This window comes from Streptomyces huiliensis (assembly GCF_020037025.1).
Taxonomy (GTDB): Bacteria; Actinomycetota; Actinomycetes; order Streptomycetales; family Streptomycetaceae; genus Streptomyces; species Streptomyces huiliensis.
Genome location: NZ_JAIQLH010000059.1, coordinates 47995 through 64261, shown reverse-complemented (window position 1 = coordinate 64261; position 16267 = coordinate 47995). Strand labels below are relative to the sequence as shown.

The following is a 16267-nucleotide window of genomic DNA, read 5'->3' as shown; positions in this document are numbered from 1 at the left end:
GCTCAGCCCTCGCCCAGCAGCTTGCCGTCCGCGGTCTGGAACTGCTGCTTGAAGGACCCGACGGCGTCGCCGAGCGCCTGCAGCGTGTCGTCGGACATCTTGCCGCCCTCGACGATGCTGGTCATCAGGCCCTTGTGCGCCTGGTGCAGGTAGTCCAGCAGCTCGCGCTCGAAGCGGCGGATGTCCTCGACCGGGACGTCGTCCATCTTGCCGGTGGTGCCGGCCCAGATCGAGACGACCTGGTCCTCGGTGGCGTACGGCGCGTACTGGGTCTGCTTCAGCAGCTCGACCATGCGCTTGCCGCGCTCCAGGGCCGCCTTGGAGGCCGCGTCCAGGTCGGAACCGAAGGCGGCGAACGCCTCCAGCTCACGGTACTGGGCGAGGTCCACGCGGAGTCGGCCGGACACCTGGCGCATGGCCTTGTGCTGGGCGGAGCCACCGACACGGGAGACCGAGATACCGACGTTCAGGGCCGGGCGCTGGCCGGCGTTGAACAGGTCGGACTCCAGGAAGCACTGGCCGTCGGTGATGGAGATGACGTTGGTCGGGATGAACGCCGAGACGTCGTTGGCCTTGGTCTCGACGATCGGGAGACCGGTCATCGAGCCGGCGCCCATGTCGTCGGAGAGCTTGGCGCAGCGCTCCAGCAGACGGGAGTGCAGGTAGAAGACGTCACCCGGGTACGCCTCGCGGCCCGGCGGGCGGCGCAGCAGCAGGGAGACGGCACGGTAGGCGTCGGCCTGCTTCGACAGGTCGTCGAAGACGATCAGGACGTGCTTGCCCTGGTACATCCAGTGCTGGCCGATGGCGGAGCCGGTGTACGGCGCGAGGTACTTGAAGCCGGCCGGGTCGGACGCCGGAGCCGCGACGATCGTCGTGTACTCCAGGGCGCCGGCCTCCTCCAGCGCGCCGCGGACGGACGCGATGGTGGAGCCCTTCTGGCCGATGGCGACGTAGATGCAGCGGACCTGCTTCTTGGGGTCGCCGGTGCGCCAGTTGGCACGCTGGTTGATGATCGTGTCGATCGCCAGGGCGGTCTTGCCGGTCTGGCGGTCGCCGATGATCAGCTGACGCTGACCGCGGCCGATCGGGGTCATGGCGTCGACGGCCTTGTAGCCAGTCTCCATCGGCTCGTGGACCGACTTGCGGACCATGACGCCGGGGGCCTGCAGTTCGAGGGCGCGGCGGCCCTCCGTCTCGATCTCGCCGAGGCCGTCGATCGGGTTGCCCAGCGGGTCGACGACGCGGCCGAGGTACTTCTCGCCCACACCGACGGAGAGCACCTCACCGGTGCGCTGCACCGGCTGGCCCTCCTCGATCCCGCTGAACTCGCCGAGGACGATCGCACCGATCTCGCGCTCCTCAAGGTTGAGGGCGAGGCCGAGGGTGCCGTCCTCGAACTTCAGCAGCTCGTTCGCCATGGCCGAGGGCAGCCCCTCGACCTTCGCGATGCCGTCGCCGGCCAGGCTGACCGTACCGACCTCCTCGCGCGAGGCCGCGTCCGGCTTGTACGCCTGGACAAAGTTCTCCAGCGCGTCCCGGATCTCCTCCGGCCGGATCGTGAGCTCCGCCATCTGGGTTCCCTGCTCTCCTTGTTGGGCCCGAAGTATTTCTCTCCCGCGGGTGTTGCCCCGCGGGACACCGTCGGCCCAACTCGGGCCGTCAGTCATGCTCTTGAGTTGGTGGCTGGTCAGCCGCCAGCCCGGCCGGCGTCAGCCGGCCAGGTGCCGGCCCGCCTCCGCGAGGCGGTCCGCGATGGTCCCGCTGATGACCTCGTCGCCGATGCGCACCTGGATGCCGCCGAGGACCTCCGGGTCGACGTCCAGGTTGAGGTGGACGCTCTTCCCGTAGAGCCGGGCGAGCGCGTCACCGAGGCGCTGCTTCTGCCGGTCGTTCAGCGGCACCGCGGAGGTGACCTCCGCGACGACGCGGCCGCGGCGGTCGGCGGCCAGCTTGGAGAGGGCGGTGAGCCCCGCTTCCAGGCTACGGCCTCGCGGCGCGGTGACCAGGCGGACGACGAGCCGCTCGGTGACCGGGTTCGCCCGGCCGCCCAGCAGGCTGCGCAGCAGTTCGGCCTTGGCGGACTTGTCGGCGACCTTGTCGGTCAGCGCGGCGCGCAGACCGGGGTTGGAGTCGACGATCCGGCCGAAGCGGAACAGCTCGTCCTCGACGTCGTCCAGCCGGCCGGCGCGCTCGGCGGCGGCCAGGTCGGCCGACGCGGCGAGCTCCTCCAGGGCGTCCACCAGGTCGCGCGAGGTCGACCAGCGGGAGCGGACCATGCCGCTCACCAGGTCGGCGCAGTCGGTGCCGACCTGCCCGCCGAGCAGGCGTCCGGCCAGCTCGGCCTTGGCCTGGCCGGACTGCGCCGGGTCGGTGAGAACCCGGCGCAGCGAGACCTCGCGGTCGAACAGCGCGGTGACGGAGGCAAGGTCCCCGGCCAGCTTCGCGGCGTCGACCGAGGCGCTGTCCGCCAGCGCGTTGAGGTTTTCGCGTGCCGAGGCAAGGGCCTCGCGGCTCGCTCCGTTCATCGCGTGACCTCAGCCTTCGTCGTGTCGGCCGGCTTGGCCTCGAGCGCGTCGAGGAACCGGTCGATGGTGCGCTCCTGTCGGGCGGCGTCCTTCATGGACTCGCCGACGATCCGGTCGGCCAGGTCGATGGCCAGCTTGCCGACGTCCTGGCGGAGCGAGGCCGCGGCGGTCTGACGGTCGGCCTCGACCTGGGCACGGCCGGCGGCGACGATCTCGTCGCGCTGGCGCTCGCCCTCGGTCCGCATCTCGGCGACCATCGCGGCGCCGTGCTCCTGCGCGTCCTGGCGCAGCCGGGCGGCCTCGTTGCGGGCCTCCGCGAGCTGTGCCCGGTAGTCGTCGAGGACCTGCTGAGCCTCGTCCTGGGCGGCCTTGGCCTTCTCCAGCCCGCCCTCGATGGCGACCCGGCGCTCGTCCAGGACCTTGTTGAGGTTCGGGAGGAGCTTCTTGCCGAGGTAGAGGACGACGAGGAGGAAGGCCAGCGTGCCGATGACGAGCTCGGGCAGCGGGGGGAGGAACGCGGGTTCCGTCTCCTCCGATGCCAGCTGTACCAGGGCGATCACATCAGTGCCTTTCGTCGCGTAATGGGTAGCCGTCTACGGATCAGCTGGCGTAGACGAAGCCCATGACGAGGCCGATCAGGGCGAGCGCCTCACAGAGGACGAAGCCCAGGATCTGGTTGGCGCGGATCAGGCCGGCCGCCTCGGGCTGGCGGGCCAGGGCCTGGGTGCCGTTGCCGAAGATGATGCCGACGCCGACGCCGGGGCCGATGGCGGCCAGGCCGTAGCCGATGGAGGCCAGGTTGCCCTTGAGGGAGATGCCTTCGGCGAGGGTCTGGAGAGCAGCGGACATGCCGTTTCTTCCTTCTCTTTCACGGACCGGGGGGGGTTGGCCACCGGACGCCTGTGGGGTCTGGGGGTGGGTCTGCTCAGTGGTGCTCGGCGAGAGCACCCTGGATGTACGAGCAGGCCAGGAGGACGAAGACGTACGCCTGAAGGGCCTGGATGAACATCTCGAAGGCGGTCAGCAGGATGACCATCACGAACGAGACGCCGGCGTAGGCGATGCCGATCCCGTTCAGCAGGTACCAGCTGGCGATCGTGAAGATCAGCAGCAGCACGTGGCCCGCGAACATGTTGGCGAAGAGCCGCACCGCGTGGGTGAAGGGGCGGATCAGCAGGTTGGAGAACAGCTCCAGGACCATGACCAGCGGGAGGACCCAGCCGAGGTCCTTGTTGTAGCCGGTGATGTTCTTGATGCCGCCGATGAAGCCGTGCCGCTTGAAGGTCAGCGGCACCCAGATCAGGTAGACCAGCAGCGCCAGACCCGCCGGGTAGGCGATGATCGACGTCACCGGGAACTGGGCGACCGGGATGATCGACCAGAGGTTCATCATCCAGATGAAGAAGAACAGCGAGACCATGAGGGGGACGTACTTCTCGCCCTCCTTCTTCCCCAGGGCCTCGTAGACGATCCCCTTGCGGATGAAGTCGTAGCCCGCCTCACCGACCATCTGGAGCTTTCCGGGGACCAGCTTGGCCCGGCCGAAAGCGGCCCAGAGGAACACGATCACGACGACCGAGCTCAGGACGGCCAGCAGCATCGGCTTGTTGACCTCGATACCGCCGACGGTGAACAGCGGCTCGAACACGAAGGAGTGGAGCCCTGGGGTCGGGAAGCCGCACCCGTCGAAGATGTGGCAATCGGTCTCGAAGGCGAGCATCTGGTCAGCACTCACCGCGAGCTCCTTCAGCGTGGCGCATAGGTACGGCAACCTCGTTGTGTCGGCGCGGCAAGCAGCCACGGAACGGCACTGGACTGGTCTTACGGTTAGGGGTGCGGCAGGTCGGCCGGCGGCCGGGAGCCATCGCGGGCATCAGCTGCGCGGACCGCCGATTCGCTCCCGCCGGAAGCGGGGACTTGGCTGTCTGCGTCCGCTGCACCTCAGATGGCACCGGACGATAGCAGGTGAGCACACGGACGCTTATCCCGGCCCTACCTGTCATGACGGAGACTCCGCCGGCGCGGGCTTCTTCGCGTCGGCGGCGGCCTCCGGATCGACGTACAGGATCTTCATCTTCAGGTGGGCGCGCAGCTGCGCCGCGACCCACACCAGGGTCGCGGCGAGCACGGAGAAGGCGAACGCCTTGAAGCTGAAGAGCGTCGTGCCCTTCAGGATGCCGAGGAGAATCACGATCACCAGGCACTGCACGGCGTACAGGGCGAGGCCCATCATCTGGAAGACCTGCGGCCACTGCCGGGCGGTCCGCTGGAGCAGGTACAGCCCCAGGGACATGCTGGCCAGCGCCAGGAGCATGCCGGCCGCGGCCCCGATGGCCCCCTTGCCGCCCGCGACGGCGAAACCGATGCCGACGGCGACGAGCCCCGCCACTGCGGTCGGGACGGCGCACTGAAGTAGCGTTCGGGCGTCGTTGGCCTGCATGAAGGGTCTCTCCGGCGGATTCGGAAGCAACGATTCGTCGGGGACGAGGGTATCCCGGGGTGTGGGCGCGACCTCGCGACGAAGGAACCGCCGGGGGGCGCTCCACTACGGTCCTTCGGCTCTGCCACGGGTTTCGTGAACGGTATCACAAACTATTTGATGAGGTCTTTACCTATATCGTGTGCCCCCTGTCACACACAAGAGTCAAGCCGCTCGTCGTTGTGCTGACGAGCGGCTTGTTGTCTGCTAATGCCGGAATCAGTGGTGGCTGCTGATATCGCGCGCGTGGCTGAACCGGGAGCGGTCGCCCACGGCGGTGGCGCCGTGCAGCCCCGCGGGGACCGGCTCCTGCTCCTCGCCGGGGGCCTCCTCGGAGGGCCGCTCCTCCGCCGTCTCGGACGCGACCGCGTCAGCGGAGGCCTTGCGGCGGCGGTAGCGCGGCGGCACCAGGTGCTCGGCCCACCGGGGCGCCCGCGGCCGGAAGCGCGGCATCAGCAGCAGCACCAGCCCCACGGCGCTCAGCGCGACGATGAGCAGCAGCACGCCGCCCGCCGAGTTCACCGAGTACGCCACCGTGCCGAAGGCGATCAGCGCCGACCAGAAGTACATGATCAGCACGGCCCGGCTGTGCGAGTGGCCGATCTCCAGCAGCCGGTGGTGCAGGTGACCGCGGTCGGCCGCGAACGGCGACTGGCCGTTCCACGTCCGGCGCACGATCGCCAGCAGCAGGTCGGCCACCGGCACCGCGATGATCGTCAGCGGCAGCAGCAGCGGGATGTAGATCGGGACCGTGGCCTGGACGGTCGCCTTCTCCGAACCGGTGAACGAGCCCAGCAGGTCGGGGTCGACCTGGCCGGTGATGGAGATCGCCCCGGCGGCCAGTACCAGTCCGATGAGCATCGACCCCGAGTCGCCCATGAAGATCCGGGCCGGGTGCATGTTGTGCGGCAGGAAGCCCAGGCACATGCCCATCAGGATCGCCGCGAACAGCGTGGCCGGGGCCGCCGCCTCCACGTTGTGCCCGTACCAGAGCCGGTACGCGTAGAGGAAGAACGCCGCCGCGGCCAGGCAGACCATGCCCGAGGCGAGGCCGTCGAGGCCGTCGACGAAGTTCACGGCGTTGATGGTGATCACGACCAGGGCGACGGTCAGCAGGGTGCCCTGCATGGGTGTCAGCGCCACCGTGCCCACGCCGGGCACCGGCAGCCAGAGGATCGTGAGTCCCTGGAGCACCATCACGCCCGCGGCGATCATCTGGCCGCCGAGCTTCACCAGGGCGTCCACGCCCCACTTGTCGTCCAGCACCCCGAGCAGCCAGATCAGCCCGGCGCCCGACAGCAGCGCGCGCGGCTCGTTGGACGTCTCGAAGACGTGCTTGAGGCTCGACAGGTGCGAGGCCACCAGCAGCCCCGCGCAGAGCCCGCCGAACATGGCGATCCCGCCCAGCCGCGGCGTCGGTTCCCGGTGCACGTCACGCGCCCGGATCTCCGGCATCGCGCCCGCCGCGATGGCGAACTTCCGCACCGGACCCGTGAGCAGGTAGGTGACCGCCACGGTGACGCAGAGCGTCAGCAGGTATTCACGCACGGGCTGCCCCAGGGATTTCGCCGGCCATCACAGCCCCACACCATATTCGCGTCCGGACCGGATCCGTGAATGCGGTTGAAGACGTTCACCACCCCCTGATGGTTGCGAGCACTCGCCAAACGATCACGCCAGCGCAGGATACGGCGGAAACGCGAGTGCCAGTTCCGCGACCGCCTCCCGGAGCCGCGCGGGATCGCCATCGCCCCGCAGCGCCGCTCCCGTCAGCGCTGCCACCCGGGCCATCTCGGGCTCCCGCATCCCCTGCGTGGTCACCGCCGCGGTACCCAGCCGCAGGCCGCGGGCGGCACCGTGGCCCAGCCCGCAGACGTCCAGGACGATGCCCGCCGCCGCGAGCCGCCCGCGCGCCCGAACCCCGTCAAGGCCCAAGCCGCTCGCGTCCGCGACGATCAGGTGGGTGTCGGTGCCGCCGGTGGCGACGGCCAGGCCCTCCTCGGCCAGCCCGGCCGCGAGCGCCCGGGCGTTGGCCACCACCTGGCGCACGTACGCCGCGAACGCCGGCGTCGCGGCCTCCCCGAAGGCGACGGCCTTCGCGGCCACGGTGTGCATCTGGGCGCCGCCCTGCGTGAACGGGAACACCGCCCGGTCCACGCGGTCGCCGAGCCGCCCGCCGCACAGCAGCATCCCGCCGCGCGGCCCGCGCAGCACCTTGTGCGTGGTGGCGCACACCACGTCCGCGTACGGCACCGGGCTGGGCGCCGCTCCCCCGGCGACCAGGCCGATGGGGTGCGCCGCGTCCACGATCAGCAGCGCGTCCACCTCGTCGGCGATCTCGCGGAAGAGGGCGTAGTCCGGGTGGCGCGGATACGCGGTGGAGCCGCAGACGATCGCCCTCGGGCGGTGGGCCCGGGCCAGCTCCCGCACCTGGTCGTAGTCGATCCGGCCGGTGTCCGCCCGCACCCCGTACCCCGTGAAGTCGAACCACCGCCCCGAGAAGTTCGCCGGCGACCCGTGGGTGAGGTGCCCGCCCTCCCGCGGGCCCATGGCCAGCACCCGGTCCCCCGGGGCCAGCAGCGCCGCGTACGCGGCCAGTACGGCCGCCGATCCCGAGTGCGGCTGCACGTTCGCGTGCTCCGCCCCGAACAGCGCCCTCGCCCGCTCCAGGGCCACCCGCTCGGCCATGTCCACGACCTCGCAGCCGCCGTGGTGACGCGCTCCCGGGTAGCCCTCCGCGTACTTGTTCCCCAGCGGCGAGCCGAGGGCTTCCAGCACGGCGGGTGAGGCGAAGTTCTCCGCCGCGATCAGCTGGAGTCCTGCGGACTGCCGTCTCGTCTCGGCGAGGATGATGCCGGCGATCTCGGGATCCTGACGCGTGAGCGCGTCGGCCGCTGCTTCGGTGACGGGCATCGGGGGCTCCGTGCGGTGGGCGTGAGCAGTGTGCTCACCCCCAATGTAGGCCGGGTGCGGGCCGCGTGCAGGGTGCCCCGGTCCCGCCCCTTCGCCGATTCCCGGGGGCCAGCCCCCGGGCCCCCTGAAACCGCGCTTCGCGCGGTTGTCCTCAAACGCCGGACGGGCTATATCAGCCCGTCCGGCGTTTGAGGACGAGCGGCGCAGCCGCGACAAGCGGGGTCTGGGGCGCAGCCCCAGGAAACGGTGAAAGGGCGGGACCGGGGCACCCTCAAACCGCCGGGACCCCGGTCAGGGCCGTCACCACAGGATCCAGCGCCAGCTGAATCTCATCCCCGATCGACCGGAAGAACGTGATCGGCGCCCCATACGGATCGTGCACCTCATCCGCCTCCGCGTCAGGCGCCAACAGCCACCCCCGCAACGCGGCAGCGGCCTGCACCAGAGCCCGAGCGCGCTCGACGACACCCCCCGCCCCGTCGGGAGCGGGCAAGGTCGTCGGATCGATGGCCCGCACCAGCCGCGTGAACTCCTTCAGCGTGAAGGTCCGCAGCCCGGCCGAGTGCCCCATGGAGATGACCTGGGCCCGGTGATCACGCGTAGCGGTGAGCACCAGATCCGCCCGGATGACGTGCTCGTCCAGCAGCTCCCGCCCGGTGAACCCGTCCGGATCCGCGCCGAAGTCGGCCAGCACGGTGGCCGCGTGGGCCTCCATGGGCGCGCCCTCGTGCCCCCAGGTGCCGGCGCTCTCCACCACCAGCCCGCCCGCGTCCGGGTCGCCGAGGCGCGCGGAGAGGGCATGGCGGGTCAGCCGCTCGGTGATGGGCGAGCGGCAGACGTTGCCGGTGCTGACGTGGAGGATGCGGAAGGTGTCGGTGCTCGTCTCCGGTCCCGCTATGCCACGCCCCTGCGGGGCGATCAATTCGCCACCTCGAGGTCGGGTACCACCTCGCGGAGCTGCTCGGCGCTGATGGCGCCGGCCCGCAGCAGCACCGGCACCTTGCCGGTGACGTCCACGATCGAGGACGGCACGTCCGCGGGGGTGGGGCCGCCGTCGAGGTAGACGGAGACGGAGTCGCCGAGCATCTCCTGGGCGGCGTCGCAGGTCTGCGGCGCGGGGTGCCCGGTGAGGTTGGCGCTGGAGACGGCCATCGGGCCGAACTCGGTGAGCAGTTCGATGGCCACGGGGTGCAGCGGCATGCGCACCGCGACCGTGCCGCGGGTCTCGCCGAGGTCCCAGGTCAGCGACGGCTGGTGGTTGGCGACGAGGGTGAGCGCGCCGGGCCAGAAGGCGTCGACGAGCTCCCACGCCTGCTCGGAGAAGTCGGTGACGAGCCCGTGCAGGGTGTTCGGGGAGCCGACGAGGACGGGCGAGGGCATGCCCCGACCGCGGCCCTTGGCCTGGAGGAGGTCGCCGACGGCGTCGCGGCTGAAGGCGTCCGCACCGATCCCGTACACGGTGTCGGTGGGCAGCACGACCAGCTCGCCGCGGCGGACCGCGGCGGTCGCCTCACGCAGACCGGTCCTGCGGTCGGTCGCGTCGCCGCAGTCGTATCGCCGAGCCATTGAGCCAACCTCCTCGTACGGGGCAGATGTCTGGGGTGCCGTGGCGGTCACGGCAGGGCCTTCCGGGCCGTGGCGAACCGGGGCCTGTTGTTGAGGTCGGGGTGGTCGGCCGCGTCGGCCCAGCCCCGCTCCTCGGTGAAGATCCACGGCACCTGGCCGCCCTGGGTGTCGGCGTGCTCGATGACGACCACGCCGCCGGGGCGCAGCAGCCGGTGCGCGGTGCGCTCCAGGCCGCGGATGGTGTCGAGGCCGTCCTCGCCCGAGAACAGCGCGAGCTGCGGGTCGTGGTCGCGGGCCTCGGGGGCGACGTACTCCCACTCGGTCAGCGGGATGTACGGCGGGTTGCTGATGACCAGGTCGACCTGGCCGTCGAGCTCGGGGAGCGCGTCGAGCGCGTTCCCGTGGTGCAGCTGGACGCGCGAGCCCTCGACGTTCTTGCGCGCCCAGGACAGGGCGCCCTCGTCCAGCTCGACGGCGTGCACGCGCGACCGCGGCACCTCCTGGGCGAGCGCCAGGGCGATGGCCCCGGAGCCGGTGCACAGGTCGACGATGAGCGGCTCGACGACGTCCATGGCGCGGACCGCGTCTATGGCCCAACCGACGACCGACTCGGTCTCCGGCCGGGGGACGAAGACGCCGGGGCCGACCTGGAGCTCCAGGTAGCGGAAGAAGGCGCGCCCGGTGATGTGCTGGAGGGGTTCGCGGGCCTCGCGGCGGGCGATGGCCTCCCAGTAGCGTGCGTCGAAGTCCGCGTCGGCGACCAGGTGCAGCTCACCCCGTTTGACGCCGTGCACGAAGGCCGCGAGCTCCTCCGCGTCGAAGCGCGGGGAGGGCACGCCGGCGTCGGCCAGCCGCTGGGTGGCCTGTGCCACCTCGGCGAGCAGCAGGTTCACTGGACCTTCCTCCTGTTGCGCTCCATGACCGGATTCCGTACGCGGTCTCTACTGTGCGGCAGCCAGCTTGGCCGCCGAGTCGGCGTCGACGCACGCCTGGATCACGGCGTCCAGCTCTCCGTCGAGCACCTGGTCCAAGTTGTACGCCTTGAAGCCGACCCGGTGGTCCGAGATCCGGTTTTCCGGGAAGTTGTACGTCCGGATCTTCTCGGAGCGGTCGACGGTGCGGACCTGGCTGCGGCGCGCGTCCGCGGCCTCGGCCTCGGCCTTCTCCTGCGCCGCGGCGAGCAGCCGGGAGCGGAGGATGCGCAGGGCCTGCTCCTTGTTCTGGAGCTGGCTCTTCTCGTTCTGGCAGGAGGCCACGACGCCGGTCGGCAGGTGGGTGATGCGGACGGCCGAGTCGGTCGTGTTGACGGACTGGCCGCCGGGCCCGGACGAGCGGTAGACGTCGATCCGCAGGTCGTTGGGGTTGATCTCGACGTCGATCTCCTCGGCCTCGGGCGTGACGAGCACGCCGGCGGCGGAGGTGTGGATGCGGCCCTGGGACTCGGTGGCCGGCACGCGCTGCACGCGGTGCACGCCGCCCTCGTACTTCAGCCGGGCCCAGACGCCCTGGCCGGGCTCGGTGGCGCCGTTGCCGCCCTTGGTCTTGACGGCGACCTGGACGTCCTTGTAGCCGCCGAGCTCGGACTCGGTGGAGTCGATGATCTCGGTCTTCCAGCCCACGCGCTCGGCGTAGCGCAGGTACATGCGCAGCAGGTCGCCCGCGAACAGGGCGGACTCGTCGCCGCCGGCGCCGGCCTTGATCTCCAGGATGACGTCCTTGTCGTCGCTGGGGTCGCGCGGGACGAGCAGCAGACGGAGCTTCTCGGTGAGCTCCTCGCGCTGCTTCTCCAGCACCTTGACCTCGGCGGCGAAGTCGGGGTCGTCGGCCGCGAACTCACGGGCCGTGTCGATGTCGTCCGCGGTCTGCTTCCAGGAGCGGTACGTACCGACGATCGGGGTCAGCTCTGCGTAGCGCTTGTTGAGCTTGCGGGCGTTGGCCTGGTCCGCGTGGACGGAGGGGTCGGCGAGCCGCTTCTCGAGGTCGGCGTGCTCGCCGATCAGTTCCTCGACTGCCTCGAACATCAAGATTCCCTAAGCGAAGGTGACGGAGCTGCTGAAGTGACGGACCGGCCGGACGACAAAGCGCCGGTCCGGCCGTCCCCCGCCGAGGAGGGACGACCGACCGGCGCCTGCGGGTCGCTACTTCTTGGCGGTCCCGGCGTTCTTGCCGAAGCGGGCCTCGAACCGCGCCACACGGCCACCGGTGTCGAGGATCTTCTGCTTGCCCGTGTAGAACGGGTGGCACTCGGAGCACACGTCGGCACGGATGGTGCCGTCGGCGACGGTGCTACGGGTGGTGAACGAGGCGCCACAGGTGCAGCTGACCTGGGTCTCGACGTACTCCGGGTGGATGTCGCGCTTCAAGGGTTCTCCTAGGTTCGGGAGGGCACCGGGTCGTGCGGCGGGATTGCCGTACGTGAACCGGGGCCGACGTACCAGTCTGCCAGTACCGGCCGCATCCCCCAAAACGGGGTCCGGGAGCCCGTTATTCCCGGGCCCCGGCCTGCGGCGTTCGGCGGGTTTCGGCGGGGCTACTTCACGACGCCGTCGGCGTCCGTCTTCGTCCCCTCGCCGTCCTTGAGGGCCGACGCCGGGATCTGCTTGTCCTCGTGCAGCGCCTGCCACATCTCCTTGGCGGCCTTCAGCGGCACCACGCGGTTCTTGTCCAGCGGGTCGGTGGTGACGGGCAGGGTCACCATGTGCATGTCCCCGGAGCCGATGCCCTTGAGGCCGTTGGCGAAGGAGAGCAGCTTGTCGACCGAGGCCAGGTCGGAGTCGGTGGTGAGCGCCTTGGTGGCGGTGTCCGCGATGCCGTAGAGCTTGGTGGGGCTGGTGAACAGGCCAACCGACTTGATCTGGTCGATGAGGGCCTTGATGAACGCCTGCTGGAGCTTGATCCGGCCGAGGTCACTGCCGTCGCCGACGCCGTGCCGGGTACGGACGAGGCCGAGCGACTGCTCCCCGTTGAGGGTGTGCTTGCCGGCCGGGAGGTCGAGGTGGCTCCACTTGTCGCGGATCGGCTTGGTGGTGGTCACCTCGACGCCGCCGAGCTTGTCGATGAGCTTCTGGAAGCCGGCGAAGTCGACCTCCAGGTAGTGGTCCATCCGGATCCCGGTCATGGCCTCGACGGTCTTCACCGCGCAGACCGCGCCGCCCACCGAGTACGCGTCGTTGAACTGCGCCCGCCGGACGGCCGGGCTGGTCTTCCCGTCGAGCGTCTTGCACTCCGGCCGGGCGACCATGGTGTCGCGCGGGATGCTGACCACGCTGGCCTGCTTGTGACCCGCGTAGACGTGGACGATCATCGCGGTGTCGGACCGGGAGCTGCCCTCGTCCCGGCCGTACTTCTTGTTGTCGCCGGCCCGCGAGTCGGAGCCCAGGACGAGGATGTCCTGCGAGCCGTTGTCGACGTTCTCGGGGCGGTCGGTGCCGAGCGCGGAGTTGATGTCCACGCCGTGCAGGTTGCCGTTGAGCTTGAAGTAGACGTATCCGAGTCCGGAGCCGCCCAGGACGACCAGCGCCGCGGCCGTCCAGAGGACTATTCGCCAGCCCGTGCGGCGCGCGCGGGGCTTGCGCCTGCGGCCATGGGGTCCGCCGGGACGGCGACGGCGCGCTCCCGCCTGCGTGCCCCTGGTCTCGTCCGCCATACGCTCCTCAGTCCTCCGCTGGTTCGGCTTCCCCCCTGCCGCCCGATCAGGCGCGGTGCCTCGCCACATTCAGACGGCGAGGTCTGCGACAGGGTTGCACGGGGCCGTGTGAGCGCCTTCTTAGGAACCGACCGGCCGGAACGACATGACAAACCCACCCACACCCCTTGTCACCTGCGTTTTCACCCGCCGCGTAGGCATCGGAGCGCCGTGCTGCGTCGGGTGTTCCTGTGGCGGAAGTCTCAAAAGGTCACGGTGAGGACTCGGCAAGATCACGAAGAAAACACCGGGCGACGGGGAGCCTCCCGGAAACGCTCCTGGAAACGCGGAACCTCCCCGCCACCGAGGTGACGGGGAGGTTCCGGTGGACTGCCGGCGGTCGCCGGGTCAGTCGTTGCCGTTGCCCGGCGCGGGCGCCGTCTTGGCGATCTGCATCAGGAACTCGGCGTTCGACTTCGTCTGCTTCATCTTGTCGAGGAGCAGTTCGATGGCCTGCTGCGAGTCCAGCGCGTGCAGCACCCGGCGGAGCTTCCAGACGATGGAGAGCTCCTCGCCGCCGAGCAGGATCTCCTCCTTGCGGGTGCTGGACGGGTCGACGTCCACCGCGGGGAAGATGCGCTTGTCGGCGAGCTTCCGGTCGAGCTTGAGCTCCATGTTGCCGGTGCCCTTGAACTCCTCGAAGATCACCTCGTCCATCCGCGAGCCGGTCTCGACCAGCGCGGTGGCCAGGATGGTCAGCGAGCCGCCGTCCTCGATGTTCCGCGCGGCACCGAAGAACTTCTTCGGCGGGTACAGCGCGGTCGAGTCGACACCACCGGACAGGATGCGGCCGGAGGCCGGCGCCGCGAGGTTGTAGGCGCGGCCCAGGCGGGTGATGGAGTCGAGCAGCACGACCACGTCGTGACCCAGCTCCACGAGGCGCTTGGCGCGCTCGATGGCCAGCTCGGCGACGGTGGTGTGGTCCTCGGCCGGGCGGTCGAAGGTCGAGGAGATGACCTCGCCCTTGACCGACCGCTGCATGTCGGTGACCTCTTCCGGACGCTCGTCGACCAGGACGACCATCAGGTGGCACTCGGGGTTGTTGGTGGTGATCGCGTTGGCGATCGCCTGCATGATCATGGTCTTGCCGGTCTTCGGCGGAGCCACGATCAGACCGCGCTGGCCCTTGCCGATGGGGGCGACCAGGTCGATGATACGGGTCGTCAGAACGCCCGGGTCGGTCTCCAACCGGAGCCGGTCCTGCGGGTAGAGCGGCGTCAGCTTGTGGAACTCCGGGCGGCCGCGGCCGGTTTCGGGCGCCATGCCGTTCACCGAGTCGAGCCGCACGAGGGCGTTGAACTTCTCGCGGCGCTCGCCGTCCTTCGGCTGCCGCACGGCGCCGGTGACGTGGTCGCCCTTGCGCAGGCCGTTCTTGCGGACCTGGGCGAGGGAGACGTAGACGTCGTTCGGGCCCGGCAGGTAGCCGGAGGTGCGGATGAACGCGTAGTTGTCGAGGATGTCGAGGATGCCCGCGACGGGGATCAGGACGTCGTCCTCGGACAGCTGCGGCTCGTTCGCGAACTCGTCGCGGCCACGACGGCCCCGGCGGTCGCGGTAGCGGCCGCGACGGCCGCGACGGCCGCGACGGCCGCGACGGCCGCGACGGCCGCGACGGCCGCGACGGCCGCGACGGCCGCGACGGCCGCCCGCCTCGTCGTCGAAGTCGTCCTGCGGGGCCTCGGCGCGCCCGGCGCGCTGCTGGCGGTCGCCGCGCTCCTGGCGGTCCCCGCGGTCGCCCCGCTCACGGCGGTCGCCCTTCTGGCCGCGGTCGCCGCGCTCCTGGCGGTCCCCGCGGTCGCCCCGCTCACGGCGGTCGCCCTTCTGGCCGCGGTCGCCGCGCTCCTGGCGGTCCCCGCGGTCGCCCCGCTCACGGCGGTCGCCCTTCTGGCCGCGGTCGCCGCGCTCCTGGCGGTCCCCGCGGTCGCCCCGCTCACGGCGGTCGCCCTTCTGGCCGCGGTCGCCGCGCTCCTGGCGGTCCCCGCGGTCGCCCCGCTCACGGCGGTCGCCCTTCTGGCCGCGGTCGCCGCGCTCCTGGCGGTCCCCGCGGTCGCCCCGCTCACGGCGGTCGCCCTTCTGGCCGCGGTCGCCGCGCTCCTGGCGGTCCCCGCGGTCGCCCCGCTCACGGCGGTCGCCCTTCTGGCCGCGGTCGCCGCGCTCCTGGCGGTCGCCCTTGGCACCCCGGCCCTCGGCGGTGTCCGCCGCGGCCTCGGGCTTCTCCGAGGTCAGCACCTCGGCACGGGTCTCGGTACGCGCCTCGGCCGCGGTCTCCGGGGAGCCCGCGGGGGCGGTGGCGCGACGGCGGCGGCGCTCGCCGGCCGGCGCCTCCTCGGCGCCCGGCTGGCCCGGGATCTCGATCTGCTGCTGGGCGGCGGGTGCCTTCTCGGCGGGCTTCTCGGCGGCCTCGCCGGTACGGGCCCGGGAGGTGGCGCGGCGCTTCGGCTTCTCCGCCGGCTGCTCCGCGGCCGGCTCGGCGGCGGGCTTGGCGGAGGCGCCGGAACCGGCCTGCCTCTCCTTGATGACCTCGATCAGCTGGCCTTTGCGCATCCGCGCGGTGCCCTTGATGCCGAGGCTGGAGGCGAGCTGCTGGAGCTCGGCCAGGACCATGGCGTCGAGGCCCGTGCCCGAGCGTCGCCGCTTGGGGGCGGCGGAAGCACCGGTGGCAGGCGCGGGAGCGTCCGTGGCGGGCGCGGAGGCATTGCCTGCGGCACCCTTGGTGCCCGCGGCGTTCACGCCCATCAGATCGGTGGTGTCGCTCACGAAGGGGTCCTTCCCTGGAGCGGGCGTCGGCCTGTCTGGCTCGGCGACCGGTTGTGCTGTCCGGCTGCGGTCCTGCTTGCGGACCGGGCCGGGGCGGTGGTCCGCCGCGGTACGGCGGAAGAATCAGTGCGTTGATGCCGACGTGGGGAAATCAGTGAGGACAAGACGCATCGCATCACTCATGTCGCCCACGCCGATTTCCGGAGCGTGCTCGAATCTGCTCAGGCAGTCTGGGAGGCTCCCGGAAGAAAAGCGGTCCCTGATCGGGACACAGAGCACCGAGCCGACGTGGCTTCGGGTGCAGACTTGAGGTTAACACTACCGGATCCCACAAACATT

15 protein-coding genes are annotated in these 16267 nt (G+C 70.9%); all 15 read right to left on the bottom strand.

Translation table 11 applies throughout. The features are described 5' to 3' along the window. Positions 1–2: 2 nt before the first annotated feature. The 15 genes from atpA to rho all read right to left on the bottom strand — a co-directional run bounded on the left by atpA (position 3) and on the right by rho (position 15928). Entirely contained in the window at positions 3–1574 is a 1572-nt protein-coding gene (gene atpA, locus JNW98_RS13220; RefSeq protein ID WP_223768366.1) for a F0F1 ATP synthase subunit alpha, read from the bottom strand. Positions 1575–1712: 138 nt separating this feature from the next. Then, a complete protein-coding gene (locus tag JNW98_RS13215; RefSeq protein WP_223768365.1) occupies positions 1713–2528 on the bottom strand; it encodes a F0F1 ATP synthase subunit delta in 816 nt (271 codons plus the stop codon). Beyond that, entirely contained in the window at positions 2525–3088 is a 564-nt protein-coding gene (locus tag JNW98_RS13210; protein ID WP_223768364.1) for a F0F1 ATP synthase subunit B, read from the bottom strand. Before JNW98_RS13210 ends, JNW98_RS13215 begins: the two co-directional genes overlap by 4 nt. A gap of 40 nt (positions 3089–3128) precedes the next feature. Further along, positions 3129–3377, bottom strand: a complete 249-nt coding sequence (locus JNW98_RS13205; protein WP_223768363.1) for an ATP synthase subunit C-like protein — start codon at positions 3375–3377, stop codon at positions 3129–3131. 76 nt (positions 3378–3453) lie between these two features. Continuing rightward, complete coding sequence (gene atpB, locus JNW98_RS13200; RefSeq protein WP_223768385.1) at positions 3454–4248, bottom strand: F0F1 ATP synthase subunit A; 795 nt, start codon at positions 4246–4248, stop codon at positions 3454–3456. Positions 4249–4527: 279 nt separating this feature from the next. Next, entirely contained in the window at positions 4528–4968 is a 441-nt protein-coding gene (locus JNW98_RS13195; RefSeq protein WP_223768362.1) for a Cg1360 family ATP-synthase-associated protein, read from the bottom strand. A gap of 258 nt (positions 4969–5226) precedes the next feature. Next, complete coding sequence (locus JNW98_RS13190; protein WP_223768361.1) at positions 5227–6555, bottom strand: MraY family glycosyltransferase; 1329 nt, start codon at positions 6553–6555, stop codon at positions 5227–5229. A gap of 123 nt (positions 6556–6678) precedes the next feature. After that, positions 6679–7920, bottom strand: a complete 1242-nt coding sequence (glyA, locus tag JNW98_RS13185; protein WP_223768360.1) for a serine hydroxymethyltransferase — start codon at positions 7918–7920, stop codon at positions 6679–6681. 271 nt (positions 7921–8191) lie between these two features. Further along, on the bottom strand, positions 8192–8842 hold the full coding sequence (locus JNW98_RS13180; protein WP_223768359.1) for an arsenate reductase/protein-tyrosine-phosphatase family protein: 651 nt from the start codon (positions 8840–8842) through the stop codon (positions 8192–8194). Beyond that, positions 8839–9486, bottom strand: coding sequence for an L-threonylcarbamoyladenylate synthase (locus tag JNW98_RS13175; protein ID WP_004953289.1), 648 nt, complete (start codon positions 9484–9486; stop codon positions 8839–8841). The genes JNW98_RS13180 and JNW98_RS13175 overlap by 4 nt, the downstream gene beginning before the upstream one ends. Positions 9487–9533: 47 nt before the next feature. After that, entirely contained in the window at positions 9534–10379 is an 846-nt protein-coding gene (prmC, locus tag JNW98_RS13170; protein ID WP_223768358.1) for a peptide chain release factor N(5)-glutamine methyltransferase, read from the bottom strand. Between the two features lie 48 nt (positions 10380–10427). Beyond that, complete coding sequence (gene prfA, locus JNW98_RS13165) at positions 10428–11507, bottom strand: peptide chain release factor 1 (protein WP_223768357.1); 1080 nt, start codon at positions 11505–11507, stop codon at positions 10428–10430. Between the two features lie 117 nt (positions 11508–11624). Then, complete coding sequence (gene rpmE / locus JNW98_RS13160) at positions 11625–11849, bottom strand: 50S ribosomal protein L31 (RefSeq protein WP_223768356.1); 225 nt, start codon at positions 11847–11849, stop codon at positions 11625–11627. A 167-nt stretch (positions 11850–12016) separates the two neighbouring features. Next, positions 12017–13132 (bottom strand): LCP family protein, encoded by a 1116-nt coding sequence (locus JNW98_RS13155; RefSeq protein WP_223768355.1) that lies wholly within the window; start codon positions 13130–13132, stop codon positions 12017–12019. Between the two features lie 387 nt (positions 13133–13519). Next, positions 13520–15928 carry a transcription termination factor Rho gene (gene rho / locus JNW98_RS13150; RefSeq protein ID WP_372459234.1) on the bottom strand — a complete coding sequence of 803 codons (2409 nt, stop codon included), beginning with the start codon at positions 15926–15928 and terminating at the stop codon, positions 13520–13522. Positions 15929–16267 lie beyond the last annotated feature (339 nt).